This is a genomic window from Fuscovulum sp. (assembly GCA_035192965.1).
Taxonomy (GTDB): domain Bacteria; phylum Pseudomonadota; class Alphaproteobacteria; order Rhodobacterales; family Rhodobacteraceae; genus Paragemmobacter.
Map to the genome: position 1 here is coordinate 3,613,344 of CP136571.1, position 25,475 is coordinate 3,638,818.

24 protein-coding genes are annotated in these 25,475 nt (G+C 65.0%); 21 read left to right on the forward strand and 3 right to left on the reverse strand.

The annotated features are described in order from the left end of the window. Positions 1 to 2: 2 nt before the first annotated feature. A complete protein-coding gene (locus RSE12_17765; GenBank protein WRH62194.1) occupies positions 3 to 746 on the reverse strand; it encodes a hypothetical protein in 744 nt (247 codons plus the stop codon). Between the two features lie 240 nt (positions 747 to 986). On the opposite strand from RSE12_17765, the gene RSE12_17770 reads away from it, so the two are divergent. The 10 genes from RSE12_17770 to RSE12_17815 all read left to right on the forward strand — a co-directional run bounded on the left by RSE12_17770 (position 987) and on the right by RSE12_17815 (position 10,761). Then, entirely contained in the window at positions 987 to 2,126 is a 1,140-nt protein-coding gene (locus RSE12_17770; protein WRH62195.1) for a Hint domain-containing protein, read from the forward strand. 213 nt (positions 2,127 to 2,339) lie between these two features. Further along, entirely contained in the window at positions 2,340 to 3,377 is a 1,038-nt protein-coding gene (locus RSE12_17775) for a rod shape-determining protein (protein ID WRH62196.1), read from the forward strand. 86 nt (positions 3,378 to 3,463) lie between these two features. Next, complete coding sequence (mreC, locus tag RSE12_17780; GenBank protein WRH62197.1) at positions 3,464 to 4,450, forward strand: rod shape-determining protein MreC; 987 nt, start codon at positions 3,464 to 3,466, stop codon at positions 4,448 to 4,450. After that, on the forward strand, positions 4,443 to 4,982 hold the full coding sequence (locus tag RSE12_17785) for a rod shape-determining protein MreD (GenBank protein ID WRH62198.1): 540 nt from the start codon (positions 4,443 to 4,445) through the stop codon (positions 4,980 to 4,982). The genes mreC and RSE12_17785 overlap by 8 nt, the downstream gene beginning before the upstream one ends. 3 nt (positions 4,983 to 4,985) lie before the next feature. Then, positions 4,986 to 6,929, forward strand: a complete 1,944-nt coding sequence (gene mrdA, locus RSE12_17790) for a penicillin-binding protein 2 (GenBank protein WRH62199.1) — start codon at positions 4,986 to 4,988, stop codon at positions 6,927 to 6,929. Between the two features lie 14 nt (positions 6,930 to 6,943). Continuing rightward, complete coding sequence (rodA, locus tag RSE12_17795) at positions 6,944 to 8,083, forward strand: rod shape-determining protein RodA (GenBank protein WRH62200.1); 1,140 nt, start codon at positions 6,944 to 6,946, stop codon at positions 8,081 to 8,083. A 3-nt stretch (positions 8,084 to 8,086) separates the two neighbouring features. Further along, positions 8,087 to 9,019 (forward strand): glyoxylate/hydroxypyruvate reductase A, encoded by a 933-nt coding sequence (locus RSE12_17800; GenBank protein ID WRH62201.1) that lies wholly within the window; start codon positions 8,087 to 8,089, stop codon positions 9,017 to 9,019. 246 nt (positions 9,020 to 9,265) lie between these two features. Beyond that, positions 9,266 to 10,138 (forward strand): DMT family transporter, encoded by an 873-nt coding sequence (locus RSE12_17805; protein ID WRH62202.1) that lies wholly within the window; start codon positions 9,266 to 9,268, stop codon positions 10,136 to 10,138. Between the two features lie 61 nt (positions 10,139 to 10,199). Continuing rightward, positions 10,200 to 10,508 carry a type II toxin-antitoxin system RelB/DinJ family antitoxin gene (locus tag RSE12_17810; protein ID WRH62203.1) on the forward strand — a complete coding sequence of 103 codons (309 nt, stop codon included), beginning with the start codon at positions 10,200 to 10,202 and terminating at the stop codon, positions 10,506 to 10,508. 16 nt (positions 10,509 to 10,524) lie between these two features. Next, positions 10,525 to 10,761 carry a type II toxin-antitoxin system RelE/ParE family toxin gene (locus RSE12_17815; protein ID WRH62204.1) on the forward strand — a complete coding sequence of 79 codons (237 nt, stop codon included), beginning with the start codon at positions 10,525 to 10,527 and terminating at the stop codon, positions 10,759 to 10,761. A gap of 6 nt (positions 10,762 to 10,767) precedes the next feature. On the opposite strand, the gene RSE12_17820 is transcribed toward RSE12_17815, so the two are convergent. Then, positions 10,768 to 11,637: a MurR/RpiR family transcriptional regulator gene (locus RSE12_17820; GenBank protein ID WRH62205.1), complete on the reverse strand. Its 870-nt coding sequence runs from the start codon at positions 11,635 to 11,637 to the stop codon at positions 10,768 to 10,770. 170 nt (positions 11,638 to 11,807) lie between these two features. Between RSE12_17820 and RSE12_17825 the strand changes: the two genes are divergently transcribed. The 9 genes from RSE12_17825 to RSE12_17865 all read left to right on the forward strand — a co-directional run bounded on the left by RSE12_17825 (position 11,808) and on the right by RSE12_17865 (position 22,615). Next, a complete protein-coding gene (locus RSE12_17825; GenBank protein ID WRH62206.1) occupies positions 11,808 to 12,602 on the forward strand; it encodes an N-formylglutamate amidohydrolase in 795 nt (264 codons plus the stop codon). Between the two features lie 8 nt (positions 12,603 to 12,610). Beyond that, positions 12,611 to 13,174: a TRAP transporter small permease subunit gene (locus RSE12_17830; protein WRH62207.1), complete on the forward strand. Its 564-nt coding sequence runs from the start codon at positions 12,611 to 12,613 to the stop codon at positions 13,172 to 13,174. Further along, positions 13,174 to 14,517 (forward strand): TRAP transporter large permease subunit, encoded by a 1,344-nt coding sequence (locus RSE12_17835; protein WRH62208.1) that lies wholly within the window; start codon positions 13,174 to 13,176, stop codon positions 14,515 to 14,517. The genes RSE12_17830 and RSE12_17835 overlap by 1 nt, the downstream gene beginning before the upstream one ends. Positions 14,518 to 14,566: 49 nt before the next feature. Continuing rightward, on the forward strand, positions 14,567 to 15,604 hold the full coding sequence (locus RSE12_17840) for a TRAP transporter substrate-binding protein (protein ID WRH62209.1): 1,038 nt from the start codon (positions 14,567 to 14,569) through the stop codon (positions 15,602 to 15,604). Between the two features lie 321 nt (positions 15,605 to 15,925). After that, complete coding sequence (locus RSE12_17845; protein WRH62210.1) at positions 15,926 to 17,293, forward strand: glutamine synthetase family protein; 1,368 nt, start codon at positions 15,926 to 15,928, stop codon at positions 17,291 to 17,293. A gap of 68 nt (positions 17,294 to 17,361) precedes the next feature. Next, positions 17,362 to 18,741, forward strand: a complete 1,380-nt coding sequence (locus RSE12_17850) for an aldehyde dehydrogenase family protein (protein ID WRH62211.1) — start codon at positions 17,362 to 17,364, stop codon at positions 18,739 to 18,741. A gap of 5 nt (positions 18,742 to 18,746) precedes the next feature. Then, entirely contained in the window at positions 18,747 to 19,907 is a 1,161-nt protein-coding gene (locus tag RSE12_17855; protein ID WRH62212.1) for an iron-containing alcohol dehydrogenase, read from the forward strand. Positions 19,908 to 20,121: 214 nt separating this feature from the next. Continuing rightward, positions 20,122 to 21,378: an FAD-dependent oxidoreductase gene (locus RSE12_17860; GenBank protein WRH62213.1), complete on the forward strand. Its 1,257-nt coding sequence runs from the start codon at positions 20,122 to 20,124 to the stop codon at positions 21,376 to 21,378. A gap of 241 nt (positions 21,379 to 21,619) precedes the next feature. Further along, entirely contained in the window at positions 21,620 to 22,615 is a 996-nt protein-coding gene (locus RSE12_17865) for an NAD-dependent epimerase/dehydratase family protein (GenBank protein ID WRH62214.1), read from the forward strand. A 4-nt stretch (positions 22,616 to 22,619) separates the two neighbouring features. On the opposite strand, the gene RSE12_17870 is transcribed toward RSE12_17865, so the two are convergent. Further along, on the reverse strand, positions 22,620 to 23,606 hold the full coding sequence (locus RSE12_17870) for a D-glycerate dehydrogenase (protein ID WRH62215.1): 987 nt from the start codon (positions 23,604 to 23,606) through the stop codon (positions 22,620 to 22,622). Between the two features lie 174 nt (positions 23,607 to 23,780). Between RSE12_17870 and RSE12_17875 the strand changes: the two genes are divergently transcribed. Together RSE12_17875 and RSE12_17880 are read left to right on the forward strand one after the other, a co-directional pair. Then, positions 23,781 to 24,458, forward strand: a complete 678-nt coding sequence (locus RSE12_17875) for an SH3 domain-containing protein (protein ID WRH62216.1) — start codon at positions 23,781 to 23,783, stop codon at positions 24,456 to 24,458. Between the two features lie 79 nt (positions 24,459 to 24,537). Beyond that, positions 24,538 to 25,446: a cation diffusion facilitator family transporter gene (locus RSE12_17880; GenBank protein WRH62217.1), complete on the forward strand. Its 909-nt coding sequence runs from the start codon at positions 24,538 to 24,540 to the stop codon at positions 25,444 to 25,446. Positions 25,447 to 25,475: the final 29 nt, after the last annotated feature.

The window sequence follows — 25,475 nt, forward strand, 5'->3', positions numbered from 1 at the left end:
CCCTAAAGCAGCGCGAACCGCCCGTTCACCGCCGCCGCATGGGCGGCAAGCTCCGGCTTGCCCGCCCATTGCAACAGCAGATCGGCCCAGCGTAGCGGCACGAACACCACGTCATCCCCCTTCACCGCCTGCGCATAGGCGGCAATCTCGGCCTCGTGCCGCTTGATCGCGGCGGGGTCCAGCGGCTTGCCATTGGCCCAGGTCGCGGGGGTCGCGTGCAGATAGACCAGCACCGCCCCCAGCCCCCGCTTCTGCGCCTGCGTCCGCAGCCCATAAGCATGCTTGATCAGCTGCACCGCATCCAGTTGGCGAAAGCTCCGCTCTCCTTCAATCAGGCGCGACCGCAGCATCTCATGCCGCGCCATGCCCGGTCCCCAATCGCGGCTGTCATAGGCCTCAGTAAACATCGTGGCCTTGCCCGGACGGAACGGCTCGTATCGTTTGGACTCCACCCCCACCAGCGACGTGGCCGTGCTCACCGCCGCATCCAGCCAGGGATGCCGCCCCCCCTTCCAGGGAAACCGCATCTCGGCCTCGATCTCCACCGCCAGCGGCTTGCCCATCGGCACGCCGGGCAGCGGTGGCAGCATTGCCGCACGCTCCAGAAACCAGCCAAAGGCATTCACCGCCAACGCGGCCGAGGATTCCGGGCTGTCGAACTTGCCGCTCGCCAACTCATTGCCGGGTGACCGGGCCAGCGCGGCAAGCACGGCCTCGACCGGCACGTCAGGAAGGAAATCTGGCAAGGTGTACCTCTTGATGTTCACCCCTGCTGGTATCCGCCGCAGCCCAGCACAGCAAGCCGCACCTGACAGGACGCGCACCCGCCCACCGGCATCCAGTACCGGCACGCCGCGCATCAATCGTTTCCGAAGCGGCAACAAAAATGGTCATGACCCAGCGTCACCTGACCATTGTTCCCATTTCCTCCACAATCTCGCCCGAAACGCCCGCCATGTTAATCTTCATTAACAGGAGACGACCCCTTGCCGCTGACTTTCAACGCGATCTTTCTGGGCAACACCGCAACACGCATTGACCCGACCGAGGGCGATCAGGATGCCGAAAACGCCAATTTGCTTGTCGGGCAGACCTTCGGCTCTACGGCCGACTCGCTGGCGGCGCGCTGGGTCAGTTTTACCTCGGTCAATCGTGGCGGCAACGCGACGGCGCTGGATCAAAACAACAACGTGGTGAACGACCGCGCCACGATCAACAACGGATCAGGCCCGGTCACCTATACCTTCGACGCGACCTCCATCTATCAAGGCGTCCTCACCTATATGGACGGCACCTCATCCGCGACGCTGGACCTCGTGCTGGTGCAGATGACGAATGGTGATCTCTACCTCGTCCCCTCGCCCACCGCCGGAACCCCCACCAACATCGCCCTCACGGTGGACGCCGTCCGCGCCGTCACCCTGACCGGGCTGGTGGGCAACACCTATACCGGCATGGGCATTGACCGCCCGGTCCTGAACTTCATTCCCTGCTTCACCCGTGGCACGCGCATCGCCACACCCGATGGCGACCGCCCGGTCGAACGCATCCGCCCCGGTGACTGGCTCTCCACCCTCGACAACGGCCCGCAACAGGTGCGCTGGGTCGGCATGCGCCGCATCGAGGCAGCCGAGATCCGCGCCAATCCCCGCCTCTGGCCCGTCCGCATCGCGGCAGGCGCACTTGGCCCCGGCATGCCCCATGCCGATCTGGTCGTGTCGCAACAGCACCGGATCCTTGTGCGCTCGCCCATCGCCATGCGCATGACAGGCAAACCCGAGGTGCTGGTCGCCGCCCGGCATCTGGTCGGCCTGCCGGGGATAGACCTGGTCAGGGACGCGCAGCATGTCGAATACTGGCACATCCTTCTCGACCGTCACGAAGTGCTGATGGCCGATGGCGCGGCAGCGGAATCGCTCTACCTCGGCGAACAGGCGCAAAAGGCGCTGGGGGATGCCGCCCGCTCGGAAATCGCCCTCATCATGCCCGAACTGTTTGGCAGCGACGGACCGGCCGCACCCCCCAAACCAGCCCGGATTCTGCTCCCCGGACGGCAGGCACGCCGCATGGCCGAACGCCACGAGATGAATGATCGGCAGCTTTTTCAGCCCCCCATCGCGGCCTGATGCGCGAAAAGGTCAAGGATCCGGCCCAGCAGGGGCAGACCTGACACCGCAATATCGGGAAACCTCAAATCCCCGCCCAACACGCGGAATTGCGCCCCACAGCCCCCTCTGGGCTTTCGCTGACACATGGCTGTCTTTATATGGACACGCTTGCCTCGGCCATCGCTGAGTCGCGAGTTCATACCTTTTTGCGTGGCACAGGATCACCCAAGCATGTCGATACTCTCGGGCATCTTTTCGTCGGACATGGCGATCGACCTCGGCACGGCGAATACGCTCGTCTATATTCGCGGCAAGGGGATCGTTCTGAACGAACCGTCCGTGGTGGCCTATCACAGCAAGGACGGCAAGAAACAGGTCCTCGCCGTGGGCGAAGACGCCAAGCTGATGCTGGGCCGCACCCCCGGCAGTATCGAGGCGATCCGCCCCATGCGCGACGGCGTGATCGCCGATTTCGAAGCGGCGGAAGAAATGATCAAGCATTTCATCCGCAAGGTGCACAAACGCTCGACCTTCTCCAAACCCAAGATCATCGTCTGCGTCCCCCATGGCGCGACCCCGGTTGAAAAGCGCGCGATCCGCCAATCGGTGCTGTCCGCAGGCGCCCGCCGCGCGGGCCTGATCGCCGAACCCATCGCCGCGGCCATCGGCGCGGGCATGCCCATCACCGACCCCACCGGCAACATGGTTGTGGATATCGGCGGCGGCACCACCGAAGTCGCGGTCCTGTCGCTTGGCGACATCGTCTATGCCCGCTCCGTCCGCGTCGGCGGCGACCGCATGGATGAGGCGATCATCAGCTACCTGCGCCGCCACCAGAACCTGCTGATCGGTGAATCCACCGCCGAACGCATCAAAACCTCCATCGGCACCGCCCGCATGCCCGACGACGGGCGCGGCTCGTCGATGACAATACGGGGCCGCGACCTGCTGAACGGCGTGCCCAAGGAAACCGAAATCAATCAGGCCCAGGTGGCCGAGGCACTGGCCGAACCCGTGCAGCAGATCTGCGATGCCGTGATGCAGGCGCTGGAAGCCACGCCCCCCGACCTCGCCGCCGATATCGTCGACCGGGGCGTCATGCTCACCGGCGGCGGCGCGCTGCTGGGCGATCTGGACCTGTCCCTGCGCGAACAGACCGGCCTTTCGATCTCGGTCGCCAATGAGTCACTCAATTGTGTCGCCCTTGGCACCGGCAAGGCGCTGGAATACGAAAAGCAACTGCGTCATGTGATCGATTATGACAGCTGATCGCCGCGCCCGGAAACAGGCCCGGCATCGGGGATAGCTGATCGCCGCCCCTGTGATCAGGGCCCGGCATCAGACAAGAGGCAGCCGTGGCAAAATCGCGCAACATCGGACCAGACGATTACGCCCGCCCCCTGCGACGCCTGTTCGTGGGGCTTTTCGTGCTTGTCCTTCTGGGCCTGTTCCTGCTCTGGCGCATCGACAGCCCCCGCGTCGAACGCTTCCGCGCCGCGCTGGTGGACCGGGTGGTCCCCTCCTTCGATTGGGCGCTGCTGCCGGTCACCAAGGCCGCCGCGATGATCGACGAATTTCAAAGCTATGCCAGCCTCTACGAACAGAACCAAGAACTCCGCCGCGAATTGCAGCAGATGAAGGCCTGGCGCGAAGCGGCGCTGCAACTGGAACAGAAGAACGCCCGCCTGCTCGACCTCAATCAGGTGCGGCTGGACCCCAAACTCACCCATGTCACCGGCGTTGTGCTGGCCGACTCCGGCTCGCCCTTCCGCCAATCCGTGCTGCTCAACGTGGGCCACCGCGACGGCATCCGCGACGGCTGGGCCACGATGGATGGCATCGGCCTGGTGGGCCGCATCTCGGGCGTGGGCGAACGCACCTCCCGCGTTATCCTGCTCACCGACAGCAACTCCCGCGTCCCGGTCACAGTGCAGCCGTCGGGCCAAAAGGCCCTGCTCTCCGGCGACAACAGCGCCCTGCCACCCCTCGAATTCCTCGAAGACGCCGATCTTGTCCGCCCCGGCGACCGGGTGGTGACCTCGGGCGATGGCGCGATGCTGCCGGCCGGGCTGCTGGTGGGTCAGGTCGTTATGGGCACCGACCGCCGCCTGCGCGTGGTCCTGTCTGCCGATTACGAACGGCTGGAATTCCTGCGTGTCCTGCGCAGCCATGAACTGACCCCCATCACCGATGCTGGTGCCCTGATCGCGCCGCCCCCCACCCCGGCCGAACCCGATGCCGAAACCGGCGAAGGCAGCGCCGTCACTCCCGATCCCTCTGCCGCGGGCGGCACCGGGGATGTGACCGAAGGCTCCCCCGAAACCGGGGCACCCGATGGTTGATGCGCTGCGCTCCTCGGTCTGGCTCTACCGCGCGGCCTTCCTCGGCATCGCGGTGGCGCTGATCTTTCTCAAACTCCTGCCGCTGGGGTCTGTCGCGGGCGATTGGCCCGGGCCGGACCTTCTGCTGTGCCTCATCTTTGCCTGGGTCATGCGGCGGCCGGATTTCCTGCCCGTCCTGCTGATCGGGGCCGTCGTCCTTTTGGAAGACCTCATCCTGCTGCGCCCTCCGGGGCTGTGGACGGCGCTGGTGATCCTCGCCACCGAATTCGTCCGCGCCCGCGCCGCCCTCACGCGCGAGTTGCAGTTCCTCACGGAATGGCTGCTGGTGGCGGGGCTGATGGTGGCCCTGCTCATCGCCTATCGCCTTGCCTTCACGATAGTGTTCCTGCCGCAGCCCCCCTTCGGCTTTGCGCTGCTACAGACTCTGTGGTCCATCCTGTGCTATCCGCTGGTGGTGGTCGCTTCGCGCCTTGCCTTCGATCTGCGCAAGCCCGCAACCGGCGAAGTCGATGCCTACGGACGGAGGTTGTAACCCATGAGACGCACCGCCCGCGACACCGAAGAAAGCGCCCGCCGCGTCAATCGCCGCTCCCTTCTCATGGGCGGCGCGATGGTGGCCATGTTCGCCGTTCTCGGCGCAAGGATGCGCTACCTCTCTGTCGAACAGGCCGATGAATTCCGCCTGCTGGCCGAAGAAAACCGCATCAACATGCGCCTGATCCCGCCCGAACGCGGGCTGATCTTCGATCGCAACGGCAAGCTGATCGCCGGCAACGAACAGAATTACCGCGTCACCATCACCCGCGAAGACGCGGGCGACGTCGATGCCGTGCTCGCCCGTCTCACCCGCCTGATCCCGGTCACCGCCGAAGAGATGGAACGCATCCGCCGCGACATCGACCGCAACTCGCCCTTCGTCCCCATCATCGTGGCCGACCGCCTGCCGTGGGAAGATTTCTCAAAAGTCGCGATGAACGCCCCCACCCTGCCCGGCGTCACACCCGAGGTGGGCCTGTCCCGCCACTACCCGCTGGTCGAGGATTTCTCCCATGTCGTGGGCTATGTCGGCCCGGTCAGCGAAAAAGATCTCGAAGAACGCCCCAACCCCGACCCGGTCCTGCGCATCCCCGAATTTCAGATCGGCAAGATCGGCGTTGAACGCTGGATGGAGGAAACGCTGCGCGGCGCCGCCGGCAACAAGCGGATCGAGGTCAACCACGTCGGCCGCGTGATGCGCGAACTGGAACGCACCGATGGCACGGCGGGGCAGGATATCCAGCTCACGCTGGATTCCGATGTGCAGAATTTCGTGCAGGCCCGTCTGGGCGAGGAAAGCGCCGCCTGCGTGGTGATGGATGTGAACACCGGCGAAATCATCGCCTGCGCCTCCTCGCCGGGCTTTGATCCCAATCTCTTTGTGCGCGGCATCACCCAACGCGACTATTCCGCCCTGATGGAGGATGACCACCGCCCGCTGGCCAACAAGACGGTGCAAGGCGCCTATCCGCCGGGATCGACCTTCAAGATGGTCACCGCGCTCGCCGCACTGGAAGAAGGGCTGATCACCCCCGAAACCACCCATTCCTGCCCCGGCTACATCGAATTCGGCGACCGCCGCTTTCACTGCTGGAAACGCGGCGGCCATGGTCGCGTCGATCTCGCCCGCTCGCTGGCCGAAAGCTGCGACGTCTATTACTACGAAATCGCGCAGAAGGTGGGCATCGACAAGATCGCCGAAATGGGCCGCCGCCTCGGCCTGGGCATCCGCCACGACCTGCCCATGTCCGCCATCACCGAAGGCATCATGCCCGACAAGGCCTGGAAGATGGAACGCTGGGGCCAGGAATGGCGCATCGGCGACACCATCAACGCCTCCATCGGGCAGGGCTATGTGCTAGCCTCGCCGCTGCAACTCGCGGTGATGACCGCCCGCCTTGCCACGGGCCGGGCCATCGTGCCGCGCATCGTGCATTCCATCGGCGGCCAACCCGTCGATCTGCCGCAGGCCGAACCGCTGGGGCTGGATGCCACCAACCTGCGCTCGATCCGCGACGGCATGTCCGACGTGATGAACAGCCAGCGCGGCACCGCCTTCAGCGCGCGGGTGGCCGATGAAACCATGGTGCTGGCGGGCAAGACCGGCACCAGCCAGGTTCGCAACATCACCGCCGCCGAACGCGCGCGCGGCGTTGTGTCGAACGATGATCTTCCCTGGAACCGGCGCGACCACGCGCTCTATGTGGGCTATGCGCCCTTCGACAATCCGAAATACGCCGTGTCGGTGGTGGTGGAACATGGCGGCGGCGGCTCTGCCGTGGCCGCGCCCATCGCACGCGATGCCATCCTGCGCGCGCTCTATGGCGATATCCCGCCCCTGACCGCCTACCCCGCCAATCAGCGCGGCCGGATCGAAACCGATCTGAACGCCCTGCGCGACCGCCTGCGCGACACCGGCCCCGCCGGTAGTTCGCGGGCCTGAGGCAGGGGGCAGCCATGAGTTTTCTCGAATATCAGGTCAAGACGGTTCCCGGCGGTTTGCGCAAGGTGCTGCACCTGAACTGGCCGCTGGTGGTGCTGGTCGCCGCCGTCTCCTCGGTCGGGTTCCTGATCCTTTATTCCATCGCGGGCGGCAATCTGGGTGTCTGGGCCGAACCGCAGATGAAACGCTTCGCCGTGGGCATGGGGATGATGTTCGCCATCGCCTTCGTGCCGATCTGGTTCTGGCGCAACATGGCGGGCCTCGCCTTCGGCATCTCCATCCTGCTGTTGCTGGCGGTGGAATTCTTCGGCGCGGTGGGCATGGGCGCGCAGCGCTGGCTCGACATCGGGCCGATCCGGATTCAGCCATCGGAACTGATGAAGGTCACGATGGTGATGATGCTGGCCGCCTATTACGACTGGCTCGACATCAAGAAAACCTCGCACCCGCTCTGGGTGTTGATCCCCGTGGTGATGATCGTGCTGCCCACCTTTCTGGTGGTGATCCAGCCCAACCTCGGCACGTCGCTCATGCTGCTGATGGGCGGCGCGGCGGTGATGTTCGCCGCCGGCGTCAGCATCTGGTATTTCGCCTTCGTCGCCGCCCTTGTCGTCGGCGCGGTGGCGGCCGTGTTCTCCACCCGCGGCACGCCCTGGCAATTCCTGCACGATTACCAATACCGCCGCATCGACACCTTCCTCGATCCCTCGGCCGATCCCTTGGGCGCGGGCTACAACATCATGCAGGCCAAGATCGCGCTCGGCTCAGGCGGCTGGGGCGGCAAGGGCTTCATGCAGGGCACCCAGTCGCGCCTGAACTTCCTGCCCGAAAAGCACACCGACTTTATCTTCACCACGCTGGGCGAGGAATTTGGCTTCGTCGGCGCCTTCTCTCTCTTGATCCTCTACGGCCTGATCCTGTTCTTTTGCTTCACCTCCGCCATGGCCAACAAGGACCGCTTCAGCCAGCTTCTCATCATCGGCCTCGCCGCCAACTTCTTCCTCTATCTGGCGGTCAACCTGTCGATGGTCATGGGCATGGCCCCCGTCGTCGGCGTGCCTCTGCCCTTCCTCTCCTATGGCGGCTCGGTCATGCTCGTGCTGCTGATCGCCTTCGGCCTGATCCAAAGCGCTCATGTCCACAGGCCAAGGTAGACCATGACCCTCACCGTCCTCTTCGCCGCCTCGGATGCCAACTGGCAGGCCTATGCCCGCCCCCTCGCCACAGCCTTCGCCGCCGCCGGGCTGACCGCGCATCTCACCCGCGACGCCGCCCCCGAAACAGTAGATTACATCGTCTACGCCCCCACCAGCGCCTTGCAGGATTTCGCCCCTTACACCAACTGCAAGGCCGTGCTGTCCCTCTGGGCCGGGGTGGAACGGATCGTCACCAACCCCACGCTGACCCAACCCCTCTGCCGCATGGTCGATCCCGCGCTGGCCGAGGGGATGGTGGAATGGGTGGTCGGCCACGCCCTGCGCCACCACCTCGGGATGGATCGCCACATCCTCAACCCCGGCAAGGCATGGGATCCCACCTGCCCCCCCCTCGCCCGCGAACGCCCCGTCGCCATGCTGGGCATGGGCGAATTGGGCACCGCCTGCGCCCGCGCGCTCACCGCGCTCAACTTCCCCGTCACCGGATGGAGCCGCAGCCCCAAATCTGTCGAAGGCATCCCCTGCCTGCACGGCGAATCCGGCCTCGCCACCGCCCTCGCCACCGCGCAGATCGTCATCACCCTGCTGCCCAAAACGGCCGAGACGGAGAATATCCTCAACGCCCACACCCTCGCCTTGCTGCCCAAAGGCGCCGTGATCCTGAACCCCGGCCGCGGCGCGCTGATCGACGACGACGCCCTCCTCGCCGCGCTTGACGCAGGCCAGATCGGCCACGCCACACTCGATGTGTTCCGGGTCGAACCCCTGCCGCAGGACCACCCCTACTGGTCCCACCCCCGCGTCACCGTCACCCCCCACATTGCCGCCGACACCCGCGCCCCCTCAGCCTCCCGCGTGATCGCCGAAAACATCCGCCGCAGCGAGGCGGGCGAACCCCTGCTCCATCAGGTCGACCGCCAGCGCGGCTACTGACCGCCCCCTCACCCGACCGCAAAGCCCCCCCCCAACGCGGCCACGCCCTGCCTCTCACCTTGGCCCAAATACCCAATTCCACGCCACCAACCCGCGCCCCGATCACCAAATCACACCCTCCCCTCCCCGCCCGCGGGGAACGGGCCGGGGGTGGCGGCGCGACCTGATCCCCGCGCGACAGGTCGGGATTGGAACAGACGGCCCGACCACCCCCATGCCCTCCTGCCCGCGATAAGGGAGAGCGATATGCGCTACGGTCTGGGCATGGTGCTGGTCGTACTGGCGGGGATCATCTGGTCCACGCAGGGGCTGGTCTTTCGACAGATCGACGCGGCCGGCACCTGGGCGGTGCTGTTCTGGCGCTCGGTCGGCATGGTCCCGGTTCTGCTTTCCTTTCTCATCTGGCGCGCAGGCGGATCACCTGTGCCCGCCATCCGGGCGGTGGGTCTGGCGGGGGTCCTGGGCGGCCTCGGCCTTGTCGGGGCCTTCGGTGGCGCGATCTATTCGATCCAGTCCACAACCATCGCCAATGCCGTCTTCCTGTTCGCGGCCTCCCCCTTCCTGACGGCGCTGATCGGCTGGGCCGTGCTGGGCGAACGCGTCCGCCCCCAGACATGGGCCGCGATGGGCGTCGCCCTTGCGGGCATCTTCGTCATGGTGCGCGATGATCTGTCGGGCGGCGCGATGGCGGGCAACATCGCGGCGCTCCTGTCCGCCCTCGGCTTTGCCGTCTTCACCGTCTCGTTGCGCTGGGGAAAGGTGGCAGACAGTCTGCCCTCGGTCCTTCTGGGGGGCTTCTTCTCCATCGCCGCCGGGGCCGTCATCGCCGCGCAGATGGGCCAGACCCTTGCCGTCCCCCTGCCCGATGCGCTCTGGTCCATGGCCATGGGCGCGGTCACACTATCCGGCGGCATGGTGCTTTATGAACTGGGCAGCCGGGTCGTCCCCGCCGCCGAATCCGCCCTCCTGTCGAATATCGAGGTGATGCTGGCCCCGCTCTGGGTCTGGCTCTTCCTCAATGAAACCGCCAGCCCCGCCACCTTCCTCGGCGGCGCCATCCTGCTGGTCGCGGTCACGATGAATGCCGTCTCCGGCGCACGGCGCGCCGCCGCGACCTGACACCCCTTGACCGTCTCTCAATTGAGAGACACCATCCCCCAATCCACAGGGGGAAATCGCCATGCCCGCCAACACCACCATGCTGCACATCCGCATAGATGAGGATGTAAAAACCCGCGCCGCCGCCGCGCTGGAAGGCGTGGGCCTGACGCTTTCAGACGCCGTCCGCATCCTCCTCACCCGCGTCGCAAAAGAAGGCGGCCTCCCCCCCGGCCTCACCGTGACCGAGGAAACCCACGACGAATGGTTCCGCCGCAAGGTGCAAGAGGCGCTTGACGATCCCGGCCCGCTCCTCTCCCATGAAGAGGCAATGCGTGAAATGAACGAGTTGATCCGTAATCGTGTCCGTGACCGCAGTCCGATGGAGTAGACGCGCCCGCCTCGATGTGGCCTCCGTTTACGCGCATATTGCCGACCACAATATCCGCGCCGCCGATGCGCTTCGTGACCTGATCTACCGGCAGGCAGAACTCCTCCCCAACCATCCCCACGCTTTCCGCAAGGGTCGCCTGCCCGGCACGCGCGAGATGGTCATCCACCCGAACTACATCCTCGTCTACGCCGCACGGGACGAAGCGGTCACCATCCTCCGCCTCCTCCACAGCGCCCGCAACTGGCCTTGACCGCCCCTAGCGGTGCCGCCGGAAAAACCGCGACCGGGCATATAGCTCTTCCAGCCGCTTCAGCCGCCCCTCTGTCACCGCCCAGGTCCGGTCCTGCACCGAAGCCAGCAGCGTCTCCACCAGAACCAAAGGCGACACAGTGCTGTCCCAGGCGCTCGGCGCTTCCACATGGCAGGCCAGCACATGGCGGGAATGGGCGGCAGCGGGCGACAGCCAGCGATCGGTGATCAGCACCACCTCCGCCCCCTGCTCCACCGCCAGTTCCGTCAGTTGCAGCACCGAATTTTCATAGCGGCGGATGTCGAACACTACCAGCACATCCCCCGGCACCATATCCAACAACGCGGGCGGCCATGTATTCGACATCCCCGACAGCAGCGTCACATTCGGGCGCACATTCTTCATCAGCGTCACGAAATATTCGGCCATCGCATGGGTGATCCGCCCACCCATCGCAAACACCCGCCGCTCCGGATCGGCCAGCAGCGCCGCCGTCGCGTCAAACTCGGCATGGTCGATCTGGCTCAGCGTGGCCTGCAAATTGGCCACCACCGCATCGGCAAACCGGTTCAGGATATGCGTATCCGGCACGCCCCCCGCCCAGCGGTCATGCTTGGCCAAGGGTGACAGCAGCATCGCCTCCACCTCTGACCGCAGGGCATGCTGGTAATCGGGATATCCCTTGAAGCCCAGCTTCTGGCACAGCCGCACCACCGTGGGGTTCGACACCCCCGACGCCCGCGCCAGTTCGGTGATCGACCCCAGCGCCGCCACCGGATAATGGGTCAGGATGTGCGTCGCCAATTGCCGTTCGGCCCGCGTCAGATCGCCCATCGCGGCGCGCATCCGGTCTTCGATCGTGACGGCGGCATCCATGGCAGACCCCATACACTTGCCCCCCGCTCAGGCTTTGGGCGGCCCCCCGAAGGCTTGGCCGAATTCCCGGCACAAGTCGATTAGAAAACTTTGTAACAGAAATATTCCGGCAGAAAAATTCTTGACAGAATGCGCGGCGGCGGATGAGCCTTGCTCTAATCAACAGGGGGATGACTCGCGCAATGAACGCGGGCAGCAACAGGGAAACGGCGGTCTTTCCGCCCTTGGTCGAAAACAGCGCCGCCCGTGGCCGGGCGGTGATCGTCTGCGAACATGCCTCCAACCATTTCCCTCCGCGCTGGGGCGATCTGGGCCTGACGCCCGATCAGCGCAGCGCCCATATCGCCTGGGATCCCGGCGCGCTTGGCGTGGCGCGCGGGCTGGCGCAGCGGCTGGATGCCGTGCTGGTCCATGCCCCCGTGTCGCGCCTTGTCTATGATTGCAACCGCGCGCCCGACATGGCCGGTGCCATGCCCGCCCGCTCGGAAATCCACGACATCCCCGGCAACACCGCCATCACGCCCGAAGATCGCGCCGCCCGCACCGCGGCGGTCTATGTCCCCTTCCATGACGGCTTGCACGCGCTTCTGATGGACCGCATCGCCCGTGGCCTGCACCCCGCGCTCATCACCATCCACAGCTTCACGCCCGTCTATTTCGGCACGCCCCGCACGGTAGAATTCGGGGTCATCCACGATGCCGACGACACCCTTCCCCGTGCCATCCTTGACGCCGCCCGCGCCCGCACCACCCTGACATCCGCGCTGAACGAACCCTATTCCGCCCGCGATGACGTGACCCACACCCTGCGCCTGCACGCCACGCCCTACGGCCTGCCCAACGCCATGCTAGAGATTCGCAACGACCTCATCGCCAGCCCGGCGGACCAATCCGCCATGGCCGCCACCCTCGCCCCCGTCCTCGCCGCCGCCATGGCCGCGCTGACGCCAGAACCCGTGATGTGAGGAACCGGATGCCGCGTTTCGTGATCGCCTTCGTCCGCCTCGTCGACCGCCTGAATTACGGCGTCGGGCGCTTTGCGATGTATCTTTTGTTCGTCCTGATGGCGATCCTGACCTGGTCCTCGCTTTCCAAAGCCTTCTTCAACCCCTCGCTCTGGACGCTGGAAATGGCCCAGTTCGTGATGGTGGCCTATTACATCCTCGGCGGCCCCTACACGATGCAGAACGAAGGCCATGTCCGCATGGACCTGTTCTATGCCAAGCAATCCCCCGTCCGCCGCGCCTGGTGGGATGGCTTCACCGTCTTTGCCATCATCTTCTATCTCGGCGTGCTGATCTGGGGTGCTGCAGAAAGCTTCGGCTACTCCCTCGGCCTGAAATGGACTGATCCCACAACCTCCGCACTCGGCCTGTCCTGGCCGCAAATCGGCCGGCTGGAACGCAGTCCAACCGCCTGGCGGCCCTATCTCTGGCCCATCAAGCTTGTGATGCTGACAGGCTTCATCCTCATGCTTCTCCAGGCGCTCTCGTCGCTGGCGAAAGACATCGCCACCATCCGCGGAGAGACGATCTGATGCCCTATGAGATGATCGCCGCCCTGATGTTCTCGACCATGCTGCTGATGATGATGACCGGGCAGCGCGTGTTCGGCATCATCGGCTTTGTCGCTGTGGTCGCCGCCATTTCGCTCTGGGGCACGGGCGGGCATAACATGGGCTTCTCGGCCTCGATGAAGCTGATGAAATGGTATCCGCTCCTGTCGCTGCCCATGTTCGTCTTCATGGGCTACATCATGAGCGAAAGCCGCCTCGCCGATGATCTCTATCGTATGTTCCATGTCTGGTTCGGCCCCATTCCGGGTGGCCTCGCCATCGGCACCATCCTTCTGATGGTGCTGATCTCGGCCATGAACGGGCTGTCTGTTGCGGGCATGGCCATCGGGTCGACCATCGCTCTGCCCGAACTGCTGCGACGCGGCTATCAAAAGGAAATGGTGACCGGCGTCATTCAGGCAGGCTCCTCGCTCGGCATCCTGATTCCGCCATCCGTTGTGCTCGTCCTCTACGCCATGATCGCCCGCGCCCCGGTGTCCGAACTTTGGCTGGCAGGCGTCCTTCCCGGCCTGATGATGGCGGCCTTGTTCATCCTCTATGTCTATATCCGCTGCCGCATCCAGCCCGCGCTTGGCCCCGCCATGAGCGCCGAGGAACGCGCCACCATCACCCGCGCCGACAAGTTCCACGCCCTGCGCGCGGGCGCGCTGCCCTTCATCATCTTCTTCGCGATGATGTTTCCCTTCATCTACGGCTGGACCTCGCTGGTCGAAAGCTCGGTGATCGGCGTCGCCGCCACCATGCTGGCCGCCGTCATCAAGGGCCGCATGAACAAGATGGTGTTCGAGGTTGCCACCCGCTCCACCCTGTTCATCACCTGCATGTTCATGTGGGTGATCCTTGCTGCGCTGGCCTTCGGCGCGGTCTTCGATGGCCTCGGCGCGGTCAAGGCGATTGAAAGCCTCTTTGTCGAAAAACTGGGGTTCGGCCCGTGGACCATCCTGATCCTTATGCAGGTCAGCTTCCTGCTGATGGGCATGTTCCTTGATGACACGGCGATGCTGGTCATCGTGGCCCCGCTCTATGTGCCGCTGGTGGCCACGCTTGACCTTGGCATCCCGCCTGAAGATGTGCTGATCTGGTACGGCGTGCTTTACACCATCACCTGCCAGATCGCCTATCTGACGCCGCCCTTCGGCTATAACCTCTTCCTGATGCGCGCCTTCGCGCCGCCAGAAATCACCATGGGCGACATCTACCGGTCCGTCGTTCCCTTCGTGCTCGTGATGGTGGCCGCGCTTGCCTTGATCATGCTCTTCCCCGGCATCGCGCTGTGGCTGCCCAATCTGATCTATCCGAACTGATACCCAATCGCGGGCGTTTCAGACCCGCATCCAACCAGGAGGCTGACAAATGACGACTTCAAGACGTTCCTTCCTCACCAAGGGCGCTCTGGCCGGGGCCGCCACGCTGGCCGCGCCCGCCATCGCCACCGCACAGGCCCCCATCAAATGGCGGATGCAGACCTATGCCGGTGCCGCCCTTGGCGAACAGGTGGTCAAACCCGCCGTGGATGCCTTCAACCGCATCGCCCAAGGCCAGATGGAGATCGAACTCTTCTACGCCGACCAGCTCGTCCCGACGGGCGAACTGTTTCAGGCGATGCAGGCAGGCACCATCGACTGCGTCCAGTCCGATGATGACTCGATGGCATCCCCCACCGAAGTGACCGTGTTCGGCGGTTACTTCCCCCTTGGCCTGCGCTACTCGCTCGACGTGCCCGCGCTGTTCAACAAATACGGCCTCAAGCAGATCTGGGAAGAAGAATACGCCGCTGTCGGCGTCAAGCACATCTCGGCCGGCGCATGGGACCCCTGCCACTTCGCCACCAAAGACCCGATCAACAGCCTTGCCGACCTGCAAGGCAAGCGCGTCTTCACCTTCCCGACCGCTGGCCGCTTCCTCACCCAATTCGGCGTCGTCCCCGTCACCCTGCCGTGGGAAGACATCGAAGTTGCGATGCAGACCGGCGAACTTGACGGCATCGCATGGTCCGGCATCACCGAGGTCTACACCGTGGGCTGGTCCAACGTGACCAACTACTTCCTCACCAACAACATCTCGGGCGCATGGATCGGGCATTTCTTTGCCAACATGGACCGCTGGAACGAACTGCCGCCGCACCTGCAGGAACTGCTGGCGACCTGTTTCGAACAGTCCCACTACTACCGCCAGCACTGGTACTGGGCGGGCGAGGCTGACCTGCGCATCAACGGCGGCAAGCTGCAACTGACCACCATCCCGGATGAGGAATGGAAAACGGTCGAAGCCGCCGCCCTGACCTTCTGGGATGAAATCGCCGCCGAAAGCGAAGTGAAGGCCAAGGTCGTGGCCATCTTCAAGCAGTATAACGACGTCATGGTGAAAGCCGGACGTCCCTACCGCTTCTGATCCGACGAACGGTGGGGCGGCACTGCCGCCCCACCGCACCCCCCCGCCTTCCGCGATCAAGGGCGATTGCGCGGGAAGACCTGCAAAGATATGATCAAATTCTGCGGCACCGGCATCCGGCCCCCTGCCGCCGCCCCCGGAGGCCCAATGCGGATCGCATGCCCAGCCCGATCTGACGCCCGCACCGATTGCTGGCCCCGCAAGCCTGAATTCGGCGGTGCCCGGCCCGCCCGCCGCGCCCTGCACGGCTGACCGCCCGACGGTCCACACCCATTCCGCCCCCAACCGGGGCCACCGACGCCAAAGATATGAGGCCACAAGATGCCCGGAACCATGACATTCGACACCCTGAAAGAAGCCGTCGCCCGCGGCGAGATCGACACCGTTCTGGTGGCCGCGATCGACATGCAGGGCCGCCTGATGGGCAAACGCTTTCACGCCGCCTTCTTCGTTTCCAACGGCTACAAGGAAACCCACTGCTGCAACTACCTGCTGGCCGTGGACATGGAGATGAACACCGTCCCCGGCTACAAATCCGCCGGATGGGAACAGGGTTACGGCGACTATGTGATGAAGCCCGACCTCTCCACCCTGCGCGCCCTGCCCTGGCTGCCCGGCACCGCACTGTGCCTGTCCGACCTTCTCGATCACCACACGCAGGAAGAGGTCACCGTCTCCCCCCGCGCGATTTTGAAAAAACAGGTCGCCCGCGCCCGCGCCATGGGGTTTGAACCCATGATGGCGACCGAACTCGAATTCTACATCTTCGAGAACGCCTATGAAAACCTGCGCGACGGCGGCCTCTCCGCGCTGAAGCCCATCTCCGGCTATAACGAGGATTACCACCTCTTCCAGACCTCCAAGGAAGAATCCCTGATGCGCGATGTCCGCAACGGCCTCTACGCCGCCGGCATCCCCATTGAGAACACCAAGGGCGAGGCCGACGCCGGCCAGCATGAGGTGAACTACAAATACTCCGACGCGCTCGATACCGCCGACAACCACGTGATCATCAAGCAAGGCGTCAAGGAAATCGCCCATACCAAGGGAAAGTCCGTCACCTTCATGGCCAAGTATGACCACCGCAAAGCGGGGTCCTCCTCCCATGTCCACCAATCGCTCTGGACGCTGGATGGCAAACCCGCCTTCTACGACCATGACGATCCGCATGGCATGTCCGCCACCATGAAGCACTTCGTCGCGGGCCAACTCGCCCACGCGCAGGAAATCACCACCTTCCTCGCGCCCTACGTCAACAGCTACAAACGCTTTACCATTGGCATGTTCGCCCCCACCAAAGCGGTCTGGAGCGCGGACAACCGCACCGCAGGCTTCCGCGTCTGCGGCGAACACACCAAGGCCGTCCGCGTCGAATGCCGCATCCCCGGCAGCGACGTGAACCCCTACCTCTGCTGCGCCGCCCTTCTCGCCGCAGGTCTGGCGGGGATCGAGGCCAAGATGGAGCTGGAGCCGGAAATGAAAGGCGACATGTACCACGCCGCCGGTGTGCGCGAGATTCCGAAGAACCTCCGCGAAGCCGCTGCCCTGCTCAACACCTCCACCATGCTGCGCGCCGCATTGGGCGATGATGTGGTCGACCACTACCACCACGCCGCCCAATGGGAGATCGCGGAAACAGACCGCGTCGTGACCGATTTCGAACTCCAGCGCCTGCTGGAACGCGCATAAAACTGGGCGGGGCCTCCCCCGCCTCAACGAACGAATGGCGGGCCAATCCCGCCGCAAAAGGTGACCACATGAAACCCATCCAACTCATCTCTCCGGTCGACGGATCGGTCTATATCGAACGCATGCCCCTTTCCCCGGATGAGGCAAAGGCCGCTGTCGCCCGCGCCAAATCCGCACAAAAGGCCTGGGCCGCCCGCCCGCTGGCGGACCGTATCGCGCTGGTCAAGGCAGGCGTGAAAAACCTCAACGACATGTCCGCCGTCATCGTCGAAGAACTCGCATGGCAGATGGGCCGCCCCACCCGCTTTGGCGGTGAATTCGGCGGCGTCAACGCCCGCACCGAATACATGTCCGACATCGCGGCCAAGACGCTCGCCCCCGAAATGATCGAAGACAGCGACAAATTCCGCCGCTACCTCGCCCGCGATCCGGTCGGCGTCGTCTTCATCGTGGCCCCGTGGAACTACCCCTACCTCACCACGATCAACACCCTCGTCCCCGCCCTCATCGCGGGCAACACCGTCATCCTGAAACATGCCAGCCAGACGATGAAGGTCGGCGAAAGGCTGGCCGAGGCGTTCCACGCAGCAGGCATCCCCGCCGACGTGTTCCAGAACGTCGTCCTCGACCACGCCACGACGGAATCCCTCATCGCCGCCCGTTCCTTCGGCTTCGTCAACTTCACCGGATCGGTGGGTGGCGGCATCGCCATGGAAAAGGCCGCCGCTGGCACTTTCACGCCGCTGGGCCTCGAACTGGGCGGCAAAGACCCCGGCTATGTCCGCCATGACGCCAACCTCGACGCCGCCGTTGATACGCTGATGGACGGCGCGATGTATAACGCAGGCCAATGCTGCTGCGGCATCGAACGCATCTATGTCCATGAATCGCTCTACGATGCCTTTGTCGAAAAGGCCGTCGCATGGGTCAAAACCCTCAAACTCGGCAACCCGTTCGATGCCGACAGCACCCTCGGCCCCATGGCCAACAAGCGCTTTGCCGCCGTGGTCCGTGGCCAGATCGCCGATGCCATCGCCGCAGGGGCCAAACCCCTGATCGACCCCGCCCTCTTCCCCGCCGATGACGGCGGCGCCTATCTCGCGCCGCAAATCCTCGTCAACGTCGATCACTCCATGCGCGTGATGACCGAGGAATCCTTCGGCCCCGTCGTCGGCATCATGAAGGTCAAGGATGATGACGAAGCCGTCGCCCTGATGAACGATTCCCCCTACGGCCTCACCGCCTCGGTCTGGACGCAGGACTATGAAACCGCGCAGGCCATCGGCGCACGTATCGAAACCGGCACCGTCTTCATGAACCGCGCCGATTACCTTGACCCGGCCCTGTGCTGGACGGGCTGCAAGGATACCGGGCGCGGCGGCAGCCTCTCCTATCTCGGGTTCCATTCGGTGACCCGTCCGAAATCCTATCACCTCAAGAAGGTCTGAACACCATGACCCACAATGTTCCCAACCGGAACTGGTCCTACCCCACCGCCATCAAATTCGGCGTGGGCCGCATTGCCGAACTGGCCGATCACTGCAAGGCGGCGGGGATCAAGAACCCCCTCTTCGTCACCGACAAGGCCCTCGCCTCGCTGCCCATCACCGCCGATGCCGTGGCCGTGCTGTCCAAAGCCGGGCTCGGCACAGCGGTGTTTTCCGAAGTCGACCCGAACCCGAACGAAGGCAACATGGATGCCGGGATCAAGGTCTACAAAGCGGGCGGCCATGACGGTGTGATCTGCTTCGGCGGCGGCTCGGCGCTCGATCTGGGCAAGATGATCGCCCTCATGGCGCATCAGCGGGCCGACCTGTCGGTCTGGGATCTCGAAGATATCGACGACTGGTACACCCGCGCCGATGGCGACAAGATCGCCCCGATCGTGGCCGTCCCCACCACCGCAGGCACGGGGTCCGAAGTGGGCCGCGCCGGGGTTCTGACAAACTCCGCCACCCACAAGAAAAAGATCATCTTCCACCCCAAACTTATGCCCGTGGTCACGATCTGCGACCCGGCCCTTACGGTGGGAATGCCTAAGTTCATCACCGCCGGCACCGGGATGGATGCGCTGGCGCATTGCCTTGAGGCCTATTGTTCCCCCTTCTACCACCCGATGTCGCAAGGCATCGCGCTGGAAGGGATGCGTCTGGTGTTCGAAAACCTTCCCACCGCCTATAGCGACCCCACCAACCTTGAGGCGCGGGCGCATATGATGTCCGCCGCTGCCATGGGCGCGGTCGCCTTCCAGAAAGGTCTGGGCGCGATCCATTCGCTCTCGCACCCGGTGGGCGCGGTCTACAACACCCATCACGGCACCACGAACGCCGTCGTCATGCCCATGGTGCTCGATTTCAACCGCCCCGTGATCGAGGCACGTCTGGAAAAGGCCGCCGCCTATATCGGCATCGCGGGCGGCTTCGATGGCTTCCGCAAGGCCGTGATGGACCTGCGCGCCACGCTCAACATCCCCGCCAACCTCACGGCGATGGGGGTGGATGCCGCGCGTCTGGATGAGCTGACCGAAATGGCGCTGGAAGACCCGTCCTGCGGCGGTAACCCCATCCCGATGACGCGCGAAAACACCCGCGCGCTCTATCAGGCCTGCATGTAACCCGCCCATCCCCGCCCCGGACATGATCCGGGGCGGGGTTTCCTTTTGTGCGCCCCCGCACCCTTAACCATTCCGCACCGTCCGGCCCTGCCCGAATTTGTATGCACAATCGTCTGCACCGCCATCTGCACCGGCTGCTGCACAGCCCACACGCCCCTTCCCCCCTCCCGAACCGCCCCGCCGTACTGCGTTAACGTCCAAGGAACCGCCCCCCATGCCCCGCTACATCACCACCGATATCGCCATCATCGGCGCGGGCGTCGTGGGTCTGGCCATTGCCGAGCGTCTGACCGCCGAAGGGCGCGAAGTGACGCTGATTGATCCCAACCCGCCCGGAGACGTGATTTCACAAAACGCCGCAAGCTACGGAAATGCCGGGACAATCGCCGATTACGCCGTCTTGCCCGTCGGCACCCCGGACGTGCTGCGCAACCTCCCCTCCTTGCTGTTTGACCGCAACTCCCCCCTCGCCATCCGCCGCGCCGCCCTGCCCGCGCTGATGCCGTGGCTCGCCCGCTTCGCCTGGCAATCCCTGCCCAAACAGGCCGAACGCAACGCCCGCAACATCGCCGCCCTGCTGGCTGATGCCTGCCCCAACTGGTTGAATCTAGGCGAGAAATTAGGCGCAGCCGACATCCTGCAAAAGCGCGGCTGCCTCTATGTCTATGAAACACCCGCCGCCTTCCGCGCCGCCGAACAGGACATGGCCTTCCGCCGCTCTCTGGGTGTCACCGTCGATCTGATCGCACCCGAAGCCCTGCGCCAGATGGAACCTACACTGCCCGCGGTGGAAGGCGGCGCCGCCTTCTTCCCCAAAGCCGTTTTTCTCAATGATCCCGGGCGGATGGTCGGTCTTCTTGCCACCGAAGTGGCCACCCGCGCCGAGATCGTGCAGACCCGCGCCACAACCCTTGAACGCCAGGCGGATGGCATCCTCATCACCGGTCCGGGACTAACCCTGAAGGCCCGCCACGTCGTCATCGCCGCCGGCGCCCATTCCCGCAACCTCGCCAGAATGGCCGGCGACCGCGTCCCGCTCGATACCGAACGCGGCTACCATGTCGAATGGGATATGCCCAATCCCCCCGTCACCCGCCCCACCTGCCCCACCACCCGCGGCTTCTACCTCTGCCCGATGAAAGGCCGCCTGCGCGTTGCAGGCACGGTCGAACTGGGCGGCCTGACCGCGCCGCCGTCGCCCCACCGCATCGCGAAACTCGTTGAAGGTGCTCGGAAAATCTTCCCCGGCCTGCCCGAGCCTGACCGCACCTGGATGGGCTTCCGCCCCTCCATGCCGGACTCCGTTCCCGTCATCGGCCCCTCCCGCGCGGGGGGTGATGTGATCCACGCCTTCGGCCACGGCCATCTGGGCCTGTCCATGGCCCCCGTCACCGCACGGATCGTGGCCAACCTCATCGCTGGCCGCGCACCGGGCATGGACATCACCCCCTATCTACCCACCCGCTTCTAGCCGCCCACCCGCAACCCCCCGCAGGAAAAGGGGAAAACGCCCGGCCCCTTCACCTTGGCCCAAATACCCAAAGGACCGCAGCCCCAAGGCACCCCGTCGAAACTTCTGGAAAGGAAGCGGTAAAGGGAACAACTCACCTCGGGCAATAACCGCCAAGATGACCGCCACCACCGCAAAGGGTTGATTTTCCCCCGCGTGCCCTGCCAGTTAGGCGCCGTGCAGGTGCAGCGGGGGCGCAGGGATGGCAAGACAGGCATTGGTTACCGGATCGGCCGGGTTCATCGGCTTTCACCTCTGCCGCCGCCTGCTGGCCGATGGTTGGAACGTCACCGGCCTTGACGGCATGACCACCTATTACGACGTGGCGCTGAAACAGCGCCGCCACCAGATGCTGATGCAATCCCCCGGCTTCCGCGCCGTCGAAGGGCTGGTCGAAACGCCGGGGCTGGTCGCAAACCTGATGGAAGGCGCGGATGTGGTCATCCACCTCGCCGCTCAGGCCGGGGTGCGCTATTCCATCGACGCCCCGCGCAGCTATGTCGAAGCGAACCTGATCGGCACCTATGAGGTGCTCGAGGCTGCCCGCCACGCACAGCCTGCCCATCTGCTGATCGCGTCCACCTCATCGGTCTATGGCGCGAACACGGCCATGCCCTATGCCGAAACCCACGCCGCTGATCACCCGATGTCCTTCTACGCCGCCACCAAAAAGGCGGGCGAGGTGATGGCCCATTCCTATGCCCATCTCTACACCCTTCCCACCACCATGTTCCGCTTCTTCACCGTCTATGGCCCTTGGGGCCGCCCCGACATGGCGTTGTTCAAATTCGTGCGCGCCATCCTGAACGGAGAACCCATCGACATCTACAACCACGGCGAGATGCGCCGCGATTTCACCTATGTCGATGATCTGGTCGAAGGGATCGTGCGCCTGATCGCCCTGCCGCCCTCAGAAAGCGCAGGCGCGATGGACAGCCTCTCGCCCGTCGCGCCCTGGCGGGTGGTCAATATCGGCAATGGCGCGCCAGTGGGCCTGATGGATTTCGTCCAGGCGGTCGAGGCGGCCTTGGGCATGCAGGCGCAAAAGAACCTTCTGCCGATGCAACCCGGCGACGTGCCCGCGACTTGGGCCGATGCTAGCCTGATCGAGGCGCTGACCGGCCCCCTCCCCCGCACCGATATCCGCGACGGCGTGCAGCGCTTCGTGGACTGGTACCGCGATTTCTACCGGGTCTAGGCCCCTACAGCATCCCCGGCACCACCTGATCGGGCGGGCGGTGGCCATCGGCAAAGGTCTTGATGTTGATGATCACCTTCTCGCCCATCTCGATCCGACCTTCCCGCGTGGCCGATCCCATATGCGGCAGCAGCACGACATTGGGCAATTCCCGCAGGCGCGGGTTGATCTCGGCCCCGCGCTCATAAACATCCAGCCCTGCTCCCGCGATCTCGCCCGCGCGCAGCATCCGGGTCAGGGCATTCTCGTCGATCACCTCCCCGCGCGAGGTGTTCACGATCACCGCCGTAGGCTTCAACAGCTTCAAGCGCCGCGCATTCATCAGGTGATAGGTCGATGGCGTATGCGGGCAGTTGATGGAAATCACATCCATCCGGCTGACCATCTGATCCAGACTTTCCCAATAGGTCGCTTCCAGTTCCGCCTCGACCTCGGGCCGCAGGCGGCGGCGATTGTGATAGTGGATCTGCATCCCAAAGGCCCGCGCCCGCCGCGCCACGGCCTGCCCGATCCCGCCCATACCCAGGATCCCCAGCCGCTTGCCGCCGATCCGCCCGCCCAGCAGCGCCATGGGCGACCAGCCCTGCCATTCGCCCGATTGCATCACCGACAACCCCTCAGGGATGCGCCGCGTCACGGCCAGCATCAGCGCCATGGTCATGTCGGCGGTGTCATCGGTCACCACACCGGGGGTATTCGATACCAAAATCCCCCGCTGGCGCGCAGTCGCCACGTCGATGTGATCCACGCCCGCCCCGTAATTGGCGATCAGCTTCAGCTTGTCCCCCGCCTGCCCCAGAAGGCCGGCATCAATCTGATCGGTGATCGTGGGCACCAGAACATCCGCCCGGCGCAGGGCGGCGGCCAACTCGTCCCGCGTCATCGGCGTGTCGGGATCGCGCAGGTCCACATCGAACAATTCCTTCATCCGGGTCTCTACCGGTTCGGGCAACCGTCGCGTCACGACAACACTCAAGCGTCCTGCTGGCATGGGGCGCCTCCCTGCACTTCCATATCCGTTCCTTAGGTGGCAAAGTGGCGGGAAGCGGGGGCAGGCACAAGCCCCCGAAGGACAAGGTCCGCGCAACGACGCGGGCCAGACGGGCAGTAGCAGGGCCGTGGCGACCGGAACACCGGCGTGCGGCCAAGGAACAGGTGGACGGTAATGATGGTTCTGGCACGGGTGGCGCTGGCGGGCGCGATTGTGGGCGCGGTGGTCGGATGGGCAAGCATGGCCCCCGCGCAAGACGTGACGCGTCCGATGCCCCGCCCCGAAGGACTGGTGCAGGCCGCTGCCGTCACCGCGCCGCCTGCCACACCAGAGGCCGCCCCCGCCCTTGCCGCACCCGGCCCGGCCCCCAGCACCGAACCAACCCCCGCCGTGGCCGCAAACCCGCCCACCCCGCGCGATCCGAACCTTGGCACAGTCACCAACCTGCCCCTTCCCCGCTTCGTCAGCCTCAAGGGCAACGAGGGCAACGCCCGCCGTGGCCCCGGCCTGACCCACCGCATCGACTGGGTCTTCACCCGCTCGGGCATGCCGCTGCGCATCACCGCCGAATATGAACACTGGCGCCGGGTCGAAGATGCCGAAGGCGTGGGCGGCTGGGTGCATTACGCGCTGCTCTCCGGTGTCCGCTCGGTGCTGATCGCCGCCGACATGGCAGAATTCCACAGCACCCCGCAGGATGAGGCCGAGGTGACATTCAAGGCCGAACGCAATGTCGTGGGCTGGGTGCAGGAATGCCTGCCCGACTGGTGCCGCCTGTCCGTCGATGGCGAACGGGGCTGGGTGCGCAAGACCGCGCTCTGGGGCGTCTCGCCCACCGAAACCATCGAATAACCTGTTGCGAGTCGCTTGCGCTTGATTGTGGGGGCCGCGCTGCGATAGCGGGCGGCAAACCCCTGCCGGAGGCGCGACAATGCCCCTACCCACCTTGGTCCGCATGAACATCTCGGCAGGGCTGGCCTCTGTCCTCGTGGCCGGCACCCTTGTGGGGCTAAAGCTGTGGGGGCTTGGCCTGACCGGGTCACTGTCGGTCGCCGCCTCTCTGGCCGACAGCGCGATGGACCTGATGGTCAGCCTCGGCGCCATGGCCGCGATTCTCTACGCCGCCAAACCCGCCGACGAAGACCACGCCTTCGGCCACACCTCGGCCGAGGATCTGGCCGCGCTTGGGCAGGCCGTCTTCATCATCATCGCCGCCGGGGCGATTGCCTGGGGCGCGATCGACAGGCTGATGGCCCCCGAACAGGTGCCGCTCTCCGACGAAGGCCTTGGCATGGCCGTGATGGTCATATCCATCCTGCTGACACTGGGCCTGATCTGGTGGCAAGGCCGCGTGGCGCGCAAGACGGGCAGCCGCGTGATTGCCGCCGACCGCTTGCATTACCTTGGCGACCTGCTGCCCAATCTGGGCGCCATCGCCTCGCTCTGGGCCTCCAGCCGCTTTGGGCTGGCCTCGGTTGACTCGGTGGTAGCACTGGGGGCCGCCGCGATGCTGGCACTGGGGGCGGCCAAGATCGGCAAGGGCGCGTGGGATGCGCTGATGGACCGCCGCGCCGATCCGGCGATCGTGGCGGGCATCGGCAAGATCGCCGCAGACTGGCCCGGTGTGCGCGGCTATCACGATCTGAAAACCCGCACCGCAGGCAGCCGCATTTTCGTGAACATCCATATCGAACTGGATGGCGACCAAACCCTGCGCGAGGCCCATGCCATCGGCGCCAGCCTGCGCCGATCCATCCTCGCCGCCTATCCCCAGACCGATGTCATCGTCCACAAGGACGTGGCCCGCAGCCCCGACGCCCCCCCGGCCAGGGCGCAGTAATCCCGGAATCGCCTTTCCCGCGACGCTGT